This is a genomic window from Niallia laureatilytica (assembly GCF_046613985.1).
GTDB lineage: Bacteria > Bacillota > Bacilli > Bacillales > Cytobacillaceae > Niallia.
In genome coordinates this window covers 326,560-338,696 of record NZ_JBKKHP010000002.1, presented here as the reverse complement: position 1 = coordinate 338,696, position 12,137 = coordinate 326,560, and the positions used below count along the sequence as shown (strand labels likewise).

Genomic DNA, 12,137 nt, shown 5'->3' with positions numbered 1-12,137 from the left:
CCTCTTTTCGATTAGTTTCTTTTCTATCCTTTGGTATACGCTTACAAAAAAACTTATTTCGCTTCTGGTATTGCATCATCATCTGAGAGGTTCTTCCCGTAGTTGCGAAATTCCTGTTCTAATTGCTCTAAGGAGCGATCCTTTGTTTCCGGCAAATACTTCTTAACAAACGCAATCGCAATGATTCCCAATCCGACAAAAACGAAGAATGTTGTGGACAGTCCAATTCCTGCCATTAATACAGGGAACAGCAAGCCAACTAAGAAGTTCGTGATCCACAAGCAAAACACTGTCACTCCCATTCCAAGTCCTCTAAGCCTTTGCGGGAAAATTTCCGAAAGCATGAGCCAAGTCACTGGTGAGATAGCTCCTTGCTGGAAGGCTAAAAAGGTTACAGTTAAGGATAAGACGATATATGGCAATGCTGGTGATCCTTCCATCGTAAGAGAAAAGATTCCGATTAACAGCAAGGCAATGGTTGTGCCGATTTGACCTGTAATCAACATTGGACGGCGGCCGACCCTACCTAGGAGCCAGATTCCGACAAACGTAGCAACAACCGATATGATACCGTTTGCAATATTTCCTATTAAAGCTGCTCTTGTCTCAAAACCAGCATCCTTTAAGATTTCTGTTCCATAATACATGATTGAGTTAACGCCTGTTATTTGCTGTACAACAGCAATCCCCAAACCAATAAACACAATTCTTCGAACCCATGGAACATTCAAATCTTTAAAAGTCGCTTTTTTCATTTGAGACTGATCTTCAAGCGATTTCTCAATTTCTTTCAGTTCTGCTTGTGCTCTTGCTTCTGCTCTTACCTTTTGCAGCACGCGCAGTGCATCGCCAATTCTGCCTTTAGAAGCAAGCCAGCGCGGACTTTCCGGGACAACGAGCATTCCAAACCATAGAAATACAGCAGGAAGGGATGCAATGACAAGCATATATCGCCAGACATGAGCTGTATCACCTAGTGTATTTCCTAAAATAGCATTGAAAGTAAATGCGAGCAGCTGCCCTGATACGATCATTAGCTCATTCTGCGTAACCATTCTCCCCCTGTTTTCAGCAGGCGACATTTCTGCCAGGAAAGCAGGTACTGTTACCGAAGCTCCGCCGACAGCAAGACCTAAAATGAAGCGGAAGGTAACCATCAATTCTACACTTGGTGCAAAAGTACAGCCTAATGTAGCAAAGATAAACAAGATAGCAAGATAAAGAATATTCTTCCTCCGGCCATGATGATCAGATAATCTGCCGCCAAACATTGCTCCAAAAGCAGCTCCAAACAAGAGAGAACTTGTGACAAGCCCTTCTGTAAAGGGAGTAAGATTCAACTGATCTTCTTCTGACATAAAGGGGAGGGCCCCATTTATGACGCCTGTATCATAACCGAACAGCAGCCCCCCGAATGTTGAAATAATGGTGATTTTCTTCAAGTGTTTTTTATGGGTATCCTTGCTTGTAGTCATACAACATTCCCCTTTTCCGTGTATGTTTGGACAAGCAATTTCTTATTTATATAATTTCTGGCGATAAGAGCATATTCTAAAGGATTTGCGACTGCGGGATCTTGTTCTGCTTCAATCACAATCCAGCCGCTGTAATTCGTCTCAAGCAAGTAGGCATACACTTCTGTAAAGTCAATACAGCCATCCCCAGGTACTGTAAACATGCCCCGAAGGAAGGATTGCAGAAAGGACAAGCCTTCCTTACTGCATTCAGTAAGCGCATTTTCTCTGACATCTTTAAAATGAACATGCTTGATACGGTCTCTGTGCTTCATAAGCAATGTCATATAATCTCCGTCAGATACGAATATATGGCCAGTATCATAAAGAAGGTGTACATGATTGGCATCTGTATGATCCATCAAACGGTCTATTTCCGCTAATGTCTGAACCCCTGTTCCCATATGATGATGATAGACAAGCTTCAATTGATAAGTTTCAGCAATTTTACCGAGCTCATTCAAGCCGCTGCACAACAGTCTCCATTCTTGATCGGTAAAGAAGGGCTTTGTCAAAAATACATTTTCTGAAGTGCCTTGCACGCTGTAGGTCTGTTCAGACACAACAGCAACAGACGCATTCACTTCTTGTAAATATTTGCAATGCTCATGGAACGCTTCTGCCGCTGAATCCATGCCGTCTCGGATGATGTAACTTGAGAACCATTTCCCAGCTATCTTTAAGTTTCGCAAACCAAGCTCCTTATTCAAGACACTCGGTTCTGGGAAAAAGCCGCCTACTTCTGTTCCTTGAAAACCTGCAACTACAATATCACTAAGCAAGTGCTGCAACGTATTGCCGGCACCAATTTCGGGAATATCATCATTGCGCCAGCCAATCGGTGCAATACCCCATAAGATTTGATTCCCCATCCCCATTCTCCCCTTTTAATATTGTTTTGCTTCTTGAAGTTTCGCCTTCCTGGAGTCATTAGCTTTTTGGACACTTTCCATGTTAGAGGCTTCAGCCACCCCAACATTCCACCAGCTGTCATAGCCGTCTGTCATTGTCTTTGGCAGCACTTTCATTTCAATCAAGGTAGAAATATCTTGTTTTTTCGAATCTTCTATAGCTGCTTTCAATTCCTCGACTGTGTTGGCACGATAAACCTTTGCTCCATAGCCTTCTGCAACTTTAGCGTAATCAATGTTCATAATCTGATTATCAGCATCGCGGAACTCACAATCGAAGCTGCCGCTGCCATGATCCATTTGCAGGTTGTTGATACAGCCCCACCCTGAATTATCAAACAAGAGAACATTAATTTTTTGCTTATATTGCAGTGATGTCACAAGCTCTGAATGCAGCATGAGGAAGCTTCCGTCTCCGACAAAGGAGTAAACTTCTTTTGATGGATCAGCTAATTTCACACCTAATGCTCCAGAAATTTCATAGCCCATACAGGAATATCCGTATTCAAGATGGTATGTGTTCGGGGTACTAGAATGCCATAAGCGCTGCAAGTCGCCTGGCAGAGAACCAGCAGAACAGATAACCGTACTGTCTTTTGCAACACTATCATTAATAGTTAGCAATGCTGTTGTTTGGGCTAACTCTGTATTAAGAGCGTTAGCATATTCATTTAGAATTTCTTGTGAAAAGTGGTTTTTAATCTCAGGATTAAATGCTTCACGGTTGAATTCAACCTTGCCTAATCGCTCTCTTTCTGCAAGCCACTCATCTTTCAATTGGCCGATTCTGCTTCCGAATTCGCTTTCATAGCCTTCAAGAAGCGGGAATAACCGGTCGAGTGTTGTTTTTGCATCTGCTACGACTTGGAATGCATCAAATTTATATGTTTGCATTCTGCTTACGTTAATGTTTAAAAACTTAGCTGTAGCAAAATCAAAGGCCGTTTTGGAGGATGTCGCAAAATCGGTATATCTTGTACCAATACCAATAATGAGATCTGCTTCTTTTGCTGCTTTATTAGCAGCAAGAGTACCAGTAATACCCATACCGCCAAGATTGTTTTTGAAGTCACTTTCTACTGTCGATTTGCCTGCCTGTGTTTCAACGAGCGGGATGTTGTATTTTTCAGAAAATGCGATTAAGCTTTCTCTTGCCTCTGAATATTTCGCGCCTCCGCCTACTAAAATAAGCGGCTTTTTAGAGGATTGGATCAGCTTGACAGCACCGTCGAGCTCACGCTCATGAGGGGCTTTCCGGTCAACATAATGCACTCTTTTCTCAAAGAACTTCACATCATAATCAAAGGCTTCCCCTTCGACATCTTGAGCGATACAAATCGTTGCCGGGCCAGCCTTCCCTGGATCTGTCATCACTTCAAATGCGCGCAGCAAACTTGACATCAGCTGTTCCGGGCGAGTAATGCGGTCCCAGTAGCGGGAAACTGGCAAAAATGCATCATTTGTTGTTACTGCAATGCTGTACTCTTGCTCCATTTGCTGCAAAACAGGGTCTGGCTGTCTTGATGCAAAAGTGTCTGCCGGAATAAATAAAACAGGAATATTATTAGCGTGCGCTGTGGCAGCTGCCGTAATAACATTTGCTGAGCCAGGACCTGAAGAAGTGGAAACAGCAAATATCTTCTGTCTGAGCATTTGCTTGCTGTAAGCAATAGCAGCATGTGCCATCCCTTGTTCGTTCTTACCTTGAATCACTTTTAAATGTCCTCGGTCCTGTTCCAGGGCTTGACCAATTCCTAATACATTTCCGTGACCAAATACATTGAAGATTCCTTCTACAAAAGGAAACTCATTACCATCAACATGGATATACTGCTGATTCAAAAATTTGACCAGCGCTTGTGCAGTTGTCAAACGAATCGTTTCCATTCTTTTGCCTCCTATCTTGATGCTTCAATCTTTTCATTTTTCGCAATCAGTTCCTCAATTTCTTCCACTTGCGGCATCGCCTCAGATGAACTGTGCTTGCTTACTACAATAGAAGCGGACGCACTTCCGTATTTCAGAGCTTCGCCGATCTCCTTGCCGGAAATTAATGCATACAAGAAGGCAGATGCATAGGAATCTCCAGCTCCAAAGGTTTTTAATACATTCGTCTTATACGCTTGCGCTCTGAAGACATCACCTGATTTCACATAAGCGTATGATCCGTCAACACCATGCTTAATGACAATTAATTCAGCACTTTGGCCAAAAAGATGCTGCACTGTTTCATGATTACGGCCATCTTTCCTGTTTTCCATCACATCATACTCATCACGTGTACCAATAATAATTTCCGCTTGCTCTGCAATAAGAGAATAATAAACAGCTGTTTCTTCCTGTGATTTCCATGTATATGGACGATAATCTAGTTCGAACGCTACCTTAACGCCATTCTTCTTAGCTAGTTGGACTGCTTTAATTACAGCTTCTCTAGAAGGACTTGCAGCTAGAGCTGTTCCAGATACAAGCAGCAGCTTTGCTCTTTTGATATATTCTTCGTTTACTTCAGAAGGCTCAAGATATAAATCTGCTACATCATCACGGTACATGAGGATACTGCATTCATCAGGACTTTTGATTTCTGTAAAGGCAAGGCCTGTCTTATGTCCTTCTGTGTCTGTCACTATGTTAGAAACATCTATGCCAACACCTTGCATATAGCTCTTGATAAAGCGGCCATGCTGATCATCAGCAATTTTTCCGATAAAGCCAGCTTTTAAGCCTAGTTTGCTGCTGCCAATTGCTATATTTGCCGGTGATCCTCCTACATACTTGGAAAATGTCATCGTCTCTTCCATTGGACGGTTATATTCCACTGCATTTAAGTCGATGCAGGCTCTGCCGATTGCTATTAAGTCAAACTCTTTATCTGAATTGAATTCATATTTCATTGGTAGCATCCTCCTAATTTAGCGGTTTAAAATCCATTCATGGTCTTTATCATTATTGAATTTCCAAATTCTTGTCGGTCCTGCCATGACATTTAAATAGTAAGATGTATAACCATCCGGCACACCAACAGGATGATAACCTTTAGGCACAATTACTACATCACCATCTTCAACTGCCATCGTCTCATCTAATGATCGGTCATCAGTGTATACGCGTTGAAACAGGAATCCTTGTCTTGGATCGATTTCATGGTAGTATGTTTCTTCCAAAAATGATTCCTCTGGCAAATTATCCTGGTCATGTTTGTGGGGCGGATAGCTTGACCAATTCGCAGTTTCTGTGATGACCTCAACAACGAGAAGGCTGTTGGCTGCAGGATGCGAATCGGGAAGGATATTATGGACAAGGCGCTGGTTATTAAATTTCCCTCTATGCTCTACACTGTTTTCTTCTGCTTTAATCAACTTCGTTGGCTTTGCCTCATCAGAAGGGGAATAACATAGGGCTACTCTAGCATTTCTGCTGTTTGCAGAGATTGTGAATTCATTCCCATTAGAAACATAGACACTGTCTGTTGGAATCCGTTCAAACACGCTGTCTCGAGTGCCGATATTCTCAAATACAGCTGTGCCGTCACTGACAGTAATTTTTCCTGTTACAGCAACAATGCAGCATTCTTCTAAACTGAGCGTCTCTTTGTATTGAGCATTTTGGGATAATTCAATTAATTTAAAACCAACATATTTTAGCGGGGAGTTTTCTTGCGTAACATTATGAATAACTTTTACACCATCGATTGCTTCCGTATGCTGAAATTTTCGCAGCAGTTGACTCATACGTTTTTCCTCCTTAAGCCTTACGATCAGAGTTTTCCACTCTGATCGAGGCCAAAAAATTCACAAAAACTCTCATTCTATCTATCAATCAAAAGTCGGTGCCAAATATCTTGCTGTAACTACTTTTTTGCGAGTATAGAAATCTACACTATCCTTGCCGTTTGCATGAAGTGTTCCGTAGAAAGAAGACTTCCAGCCTGAGAATGGGAAGAATGCCATCGGCGCTGGTACTCCCAGGTTAATGCCAAGCATACCTGCATCAATATTTTCTCTGAAGTAGCGAATGGCAGATGCATTGGATGTAAACAAGCAGGCACCGTTAGCAAACTCTGATTGGTTCGCAATATCAATTGCTTCTTTTAAGTTTTTCACACGGATGACGGACAATACAGGAGCAAATATTTCTTCTTTCCAGATTGTCATATCTGTTGTGACATTATCAAAGATTGTTGGTCCAACGAAATATCCTTCTTCTGGAGCATTTTGTCGACCGTCTGCAATCAAGTTTGCGCCTTCGGAAATACCTTTTTCGATATAACCTAATGTTTTTTGTTTATTTTCCTCTCTGATAACAGGACCTAAGAACACACCGTCTTCCAAGCCGTTTCCAATTTTGATGCTGCTTGTTTTCGCTTTTAATGCAGCCATAAACTCATCTGCAATGCCTTCTTCTACTGTAACGACAGCACATGCCATGCAGCGTTCACCAGCTGAACCGAATGCAGCTGAAACAACATTAGTGACTGTTTCTTCCAAGTTAGCATCATTCAGGACGATTGTATGGTTTTTTGCACCTGTCAGTGCTTGAACACGCTTTAAGTTCTCTGAACCTTTTTTATAAACATACTCACCAACCGGCTTTGAGCCGACGAAAGAGATTGCTTTAATTTCAGGATGCTCCAAGATGCCGTTTACAACATCATGTGCTCCATAAACTACATTGAATACCCCTTTAGGTAATCCTGCTTCTGTGAACAACTCTACTAATCTTCTTGTTAACAGCGGTGTTCTCTCAGATGGCTTTAAGATGAAAGTATTGCCAAGAGCAATTGCCATTGGGAACATCCAGCATGGCACCATCATTGGAAAGTTGAATGGTGCAATTCCGCCGACTACACCGATTGGGTAACGATAGTTTGTCGCTTCAACATCTGTTGCAATGGAAGCAAGTGAGTCACCCATCATTAATGTTGGTGCACCTGCTGCGAATTCTACATTCTCAATTCCTCTTTGTACTTCTCCCAAAGCCTCTGTTAAGTTTTTTCCATTTTCAATTGTAATCAGCCTTGCCAGCTCTTCTTTATTTTTCATAAGCAGCTGCTGATAGTTGAATAATATTCTAGCTCTTCTTGGCACCGCGACATTCTTCCATTTTTCAAATGCTGCCTTTGCAGCTTCTGTTGCCTGCTCAATATCTTCCTTAGTGGAAATAGGAACACGACCGATGACTTCTTTTGTAGCAGGGTTAAATACCTCTTCGTAAACAGAAGTATTGCTTTCAACCCACTCACCATTAATATAGTTTTTCAGTTTTTCTGCTGTAACTGTAGACATCTTCATTTCCTCCTCCAGATATTATTTCGGCTGTTTGAACAGCTAATAAGTTGATTGTATTGCTTCCCTTCTCACTTTATTCTGTCTGCTGATACTGCAGTTCATAAATATATTGGGAAAACTTATTCATACTATCATCATCTTGTTGTTATGTTTTGGTTATGTTTTGATAATTTATGATTACATCATAATACGGATAACGCTTTCAGTCAACCGTTTTCCTCTTTATTTTTTCATATTTTTGGAGATAAAGAGATAAAAAGGATAGGTTTCCTGTCTATCTCTGGTGCATTTTTGTTATTAATAGTGAATAAGAGCTGTAAATACTGAAAAAATTGTCTACCAACCTAAATATTTTACAAATAAAGGTGTTTCCCTCTATTTATTTTTGTTTTTATTGAAAATGATTCTTGGTACTTATTTTCACAACAGTTTTGGATAGATATTCAAAAGTTAACCATTCATAATACAAAAAAACCTGCTGTTTTAAACAGCAGGTTTTTCATTCTCTTATGCTTTTGCCGCAAAATCATACTCTGTTTGTAACACTACATTCAAAAACTTCAAGACTGTGTAACGGTCTCTAAGATGGTGAGCATGTTTTAGACTGTCGTGCACTAATGACTCCGAGATGCCTAGTTCATTTGGCAAAACTGGCCCACCTAAATTTTCAATCAGCCTTTTAGTGCTTTCAGGATCAGGTATCGCTTCAAGTATTTCTTTCACTTTGTCTTTATTCTCTCTTAAATTAGCCAACACTTTACCATGCTTTTCTTGTATTTCGCCATTCTCTAATATATTGTCCAGTTCATTAAGAAACTCACTCTTATATATGGAGCTTAACAATATAGTAGTAACGCCAACCTTCGCTCCATGCAGGACTTGGGGACGATTGTTTTTCAAAAGGTCCATTTCCCAATAATGAGATAAATGATGTTCTCCTCCTGAAGCTGGATGTGATTGCCCGAAGACAAGCATGGCGATGCCTGACTTGATAAGACTTTCTATTAAGATGGTGATGCCTTCGTCCTCTGCTTTCGCTATTTTTTCGATATTGGCAACACATTCATCCAATGCGAGCTGAGTTAATTCAGCAGAAAGCTCACAATAAGGAACATCCGCTGCATAACGCTCAAACTTCCAATCAGCTAGAGACGTGTACTTGGCAATCATATCGCCGACACCTGCTGCAATCATCTCTTTCGGTGCCTTTTTTAAGACATCAATATCAGCAAATACTGCAATAGGTGATGTCATTTGAAATGTTTTCTTCACACCCCTAACAATGAGCGGCGCTCCCAGTGAAGTAAATCCATCAACAGAAGGTGCAGTAGGTATGGAAATGAATGGTATATTTAATGTAGCGCTGCAAAAGCGGGTAATATCATGAATTGTCCCTGAACCGACTGCTATCATACAATCGCTGTTTCTCCCTGTTTCAAGCAGCACTTGAACAAGTGCCTTTTCATCTGCTACTACATCTCCGTTCTCATCTGGAGTTACTTCACAGGATGTTACCGCTAAACCTGCTGAGTTAAGCAGCTCTGTCAATTTATCTCCCGCCGCAGTCATCGTATTGCTGTCAGCAACGATTTTCGGACTGATAAATGACTTTTCAGCCAGGAAGGAAGCTACTTTGTTCAGAGCTCCGTTCTCTGCCATAATTGTTTCAATCGGTATGTCATTATGATGATTTCCGCAGCTGCATGTTTTAAATAGATCATGAATTTCGGCAACAAAATTTTCCATTGCAAACTCCTCCTCTAACACCCGCCAAGTCCACGTGTTTATTTATTATAATGTTCCAAAAGTGTAAGTTGTTTTTCTTTTAAATTCCTCGTCTGCCTCCATTACCCATGTCGGAAATTCAGGTTGATTGATTGCATCTGGAAGTCCTTGTGTTTCTAGGCAAAGTCCATGGTATCGTTTTGCCGGAACTTCAAAAAATCTGCTGGACTCGTCAATTTGATTGCCAGTATATAACACAACACCAGCTTCATCTGTACTGATTGTCAAAGTTCTGCCTGACTCTTCTTCCGTTAACAGAATTTCGTCCGTCTTCTCTTTATTCAGAAGGAATGGATGATCATAGCCGCCACCTGCAAGTGATATTTGTTCATCTCTTGATTCAGCACCAGACGCAATAAGTCGTCCTTCCCTAAAGTCAAAAACTGTATCTTCCACGTTTGCTAGGACACCTGTGGGAATCAGTTCTCCATCCAATTCCAGAAAACGGTCAGCAGCTATTGTCAGCTTATGGTTTAGGACATCTCTTTTAAGATTTCCGCTTAAATTGAAGTAAGAGTGGTTTGTTAAATTGACGATTGTTTTTTGATCTGCTGTACCTGCGTAAGTAATGCTTAATTCGTTATCATTATTGAGCAAGTAGGATACTGTTAGCCTCAGCTCACCTGGATAGCCTTCGTCACCATCAGGACTTGTATGAGTAAACTTAACGCCAACTGCCCCGTCCTCTTCTATTGGCTCCGCTTGCCAAACGACTCTGTTATAGCCCTTTACTCCTCCGTGCAGATGGTTTGCTCCGTCATTTTTGGCAAGTGTATACTGCTTGCCATCCAGTTCAAAACCAGCTCCTTTAATTCTGCCTGCTATCCTGCCGACAACCGCTCCTAAAAAGTAGGAATCCTGCTCGTATTCTTGAAGTGAATCGTATCCAAGAACAATATTTTCAAAGCTGCCATTTTTGTCTGGTGTTACTATGCTTGTAATAATGCAGCCGTAGTTGATACACGTAACATCCATTCCGTTATCATTCGTCAGTTTGTATTGATCTACGGCTTTATCGCCGATTTTCCCATATGCTTCTACTGTTATGTTCATATAATCTATCCCTTCCGCTAGCAGCTATTAGTTTAATAGCGCATTATCGTTTTTCTAACCTGATTACGTTCCAGGACAGCTTTGGCAAAACAGCTGTAATAATTCCGTCTTTATATTCGGCATTCCCATTTGTATGCGGCTCTACGCGCTGTTTTTCGGCACTGTTTTCCGCCTTGATATCATCGTTTTCTAAAACGATATGTTCGACAACTTGATACCCTTCAAAATTGCGAATATCACATTCAAGCAGGAGACCTTCTTCTAAATGACGATTCACAGCAAAGATAGTCAGCTGTTCCTGTTCTTCGTTATATACGGCTGTTGATTCTAAAAATGGGACATCTGTAAAGTCCTTACTGTCATATTTCGGGCTGGAGATAATTGGATTCAAGGATACTCCTCTTCCGTAAACAGATGTATGCATATACGGGTAGAAAATAGTCTGTTTCCATGCTGGCCCATTATCCTCTGTCATAATTGGCGCAATAACGTTTACAAGCTGTGCTAAACAAGCAATCTTCAATCTGTCTGCATGCTTTAACATCGTAATCAGCATACAGCCTACAAGCAGAGCATCTTCAAAGTTATAAACGTCTTCAAGCTGATGCGGCGCGATGCTCCAAGGCTCGATCAACTTGTCGTTTTCATTGCTGTGGTACCAGACATTCCACTCATCAAAGGACAGATTTATTTTCTTTTTGCTTCGTTTTTTTGCTTTTACATAGTCTGCAATCGAAATGACAGAGGAGATGAAGTCATCCATTTCGAGTGATAAAGCCAAATAATTGGCTACATCATTAGACTGATTTCCGTAATATTGGTGTAAGGAAATATAATCAACATGGTCATATGTATGGTCAAGCACTGTTGCTTCCCAATCTGCAAATGTTGGCATATTGCGATGAGAGCTGCCGCAGGCTACCAGCTCAATGGACGGATCGACCCATTTCATCACTTTGGCTGCTTCTTGAGCAATTCTTCCATACTCTGCTGCAGTCTTATGGCCGATTTGCCAAGGACCATCCATTTCATTTCCCAAGCACCATGTTTTAATATTGTATGGTTCCTTCACCCCGTGCGCAGCACGAAGATCACTGTAATAGGAACCTCCTGGATGGTTGCAATACTCAACAAGATTTCTGGCAGCATCAATTCCCCTTGTCCCAAGGTTGACTGCCATGTTTACATCTGCACCTACCAGTTTTGCCCATTTCATGAATTCATTTGTACCTACTTCATTTGTCTCTGTCGTTCTCCAAGCCAGATCCAATCTGCGCGGGCGGCTTTCAACAGGACCAACACCATCTTCCCAATTATAGCCGGACACAAAGTTACCGCCTGGATAGCGGACAAGGGGCACTTGAAGTTCTCTAACTAAATGGATAACGTCTTTCCTGAAACCGTTCTCATCCGCTTCCGGATGATTCGGTTCATAGACACCTCCATACACAGCCCTACCGAGATGTTCAATGAATGAGCCATAAATCCGATTGTCAATTTCTCCAACTTTAAAATCCTTTTCTAGAATCATCTTTGCTTTATTCGCTGTCATGTGCTTTACTTCCTTTCTTCTTGAAAGTTTTTTA

The 12,137-nt window shown here is 41.3% G+C and carries 9 protein-coding genes; all 9 read right to left on the bottom strand.

Annotated elements, in window-relative coordinates:
- Positions 1-53: 53 nt before the first annotated feature.
- The 9 genes from ACLIJJ_RS06870 to arfA all read right to left on the bottom strand — a co-directional run bounded on the left by ACLIJJ_RS06870 (position 54) and on the right by arfA (position 12,103).
- Positions 54-1,475, bottom strand: coding sequence for a sugar porter family MFS transporter (locus tag ACLIJJ_RS06870; RefSeq protein WP_233317159.1), 1,422 nt, complete (start codon positions 1,473-1,475; stop codon positions 54-56).
- Positions 1,472-2,386, bottom strand: a complete 915-nt coding sequence (gene iolE / locus ACLIJJ_RS06865; RefSeq protein WP_233317160.1) for a myo-inosose-2 dehydratase — start codon at positions 2,384-2,386, stop codon at positions 1,472-1,474. Before iolE ends, ACLIJJ_RS06870 begins: the two co-directional genes overlap by 4 nt.
- Positions 2,387-2,401: 15 nt before the next feature.
- Positions 2,402-4,312 (bottom strand): 3D-(3,5/4)-trihydroxycyclohexane-1,2-dione acylhydrolase (decyclizing), encoded by a 1,911-nt coding sequence (gene iolD / locus ACLIJJ_RS06860; protein WP_411228401.1) that lies wholly within the window; start codon positions 4,310-4,312, stop codon positions 2,402-2,404.
- A gap of 11 nt (positions 4,313-4,323) precedes the next feature.
- The gene (gene iolC / locus ACLIJJ_RS06855; protein ID WP_233317162.1) at positions 4,324-5,319 is read right to left on the bottom strand and encodes a 5-dehydro-2-deoxygluconokinase; all 996 of its coding nucleotides are present in this window, start codon (positions 5,317-5,319) and stop codon (positions 4,324-4,326) included.
- Positions 5,320-5,337: 18 nt separating this feature from the next.
- Positions 5,338-6,156 (bottom strand): 5-deoxy-glucuronate isomerase, encoded by an 819-nt coding sequence (gene iolB / locus ACLIJJ_RS06850; RefSeq protein WP_411410694.1) that lies wholly within the window; start codon positions 6,154-6,156, stop codon positions 5,338-5,340.
- An 84-nt stretch (positions 6,157-6,240) separates the two neighbouring features.
- The gene (gene iolA / locus ACLIJJ_RS06845) at positions 6,241-7,710 is read right to left on the bottom strand and encodes a methylmalonate-semialdehyde dehydrogenase (RefSeq protein ID WP_233317164.1); all 1,470 of its coding nucleotides are present in this window, start codon (positions 7,708-7,710) and stop codon (positions 6,241-6,243) included.
- 510 nt (positions 7,711-8,220) lie between these two features.
- Complete coding sequence (locus ACLIJJ_RS06840; protein WP_411228400.1) at positions 8,221-9,459, bottom strand: sn-glycerol-1-phosphate dehydrogenase; 1,239 nt, start codon at positions 9,457-9,459, stop codon at positions 8,221-8,223.
- A gap of 45 nt (positions 9,460-9,504) precedes the next feature.
- Complete coding sequence (locus ACLIJJ_RS06835) at positions 9,505-10,551, bottom strand: aldose epimerase family protein (RefSeq protein ID WP_233317166.1); 1,047 nt, start codon at positions 10,549-10,551, stop codon at positions 9,505-9,507.
- A 43-nt stretch (positions 10,552-10,594) separates the two neighbouring features.
- Positions 10,595-12,103 (bottom strand): arabinosylfuranosidase ArfA, encoded by a 1,509-nt coding sequence (gene arfA, locus ACLIJJ_RS06830; protein WP_233317167.1) that lies wholly within the window; start codon positions 12,101-12,103, stop codon positions 10,595-10,597.
- Positions 12,104-12,137: the final 34 nt, after the last annotated feature.

Excerpts from the sequence above, each read along its gene's own strand:
- ACLIJJ_RS06835 (WP_233317166.1), bottom strand. The coding sequence starts at position 10,551 with ATGAACATAACAGTAGAAGCATATGGGAAAATCGGCGATAAAGCCGTA.
- ACLIJJ_RS06870 (WP_233317159.1), bottom strand. The coding sequence starts at position 1,475 with ATGACTACAAGCAAGGATACCCATAAAAAACACTTGAAGAAAATCACC.
- ACLIJJ_RS06840 (WP_411228400.1), bottom strand. The coding sequence starts at position 9,459 with ATGGAAAATTTTGTTGCCGAAATTCATGATCTATTTAAAACATGCAGC.
- iolD (WP_411228401.1), bottom strand. The coding sequence starts at position 4,312 with ATGGAAACGATTCGTTTGACAACTGCACAAGCGCTGGTCAAATTTTTG.
- arfA (WP_233317167.1), bottom strand. The coding sequence starts at position 12,103 with ATGACAGCGAATAAAGCAAAGATGATTCTAGAAAAGGATTTTAAAGTT.
- iolE (WP_233317160.1), bottom strand. The coding sequence starts at position 2,386 with ATGGGGAATCAAATCTTATGGGGTATTGCACCGATTGGCTGGCGCAAT.
- iolC (WP_233317162.1), bottom strand. The coding sequence starts at position 5,319 with ATGAAATATGAATTCAATTCAGATAAAGAGTTTGACTTAATAGCAATC.
- iolA (WP_233317164.1), bottom strand. The coding sequence starts at position 7,710 with ATGTCTACAGTTACAGCAGAAAAACTGAAAAACTATATTAATGGTGAG.
- iolB (WP_411410694.1), bottom strand. The coding sequence starts at position 6,156 with ATGAGTCAACTGCTGCGAAAATTTCAGCATACGGAAGCAATCGATGGT.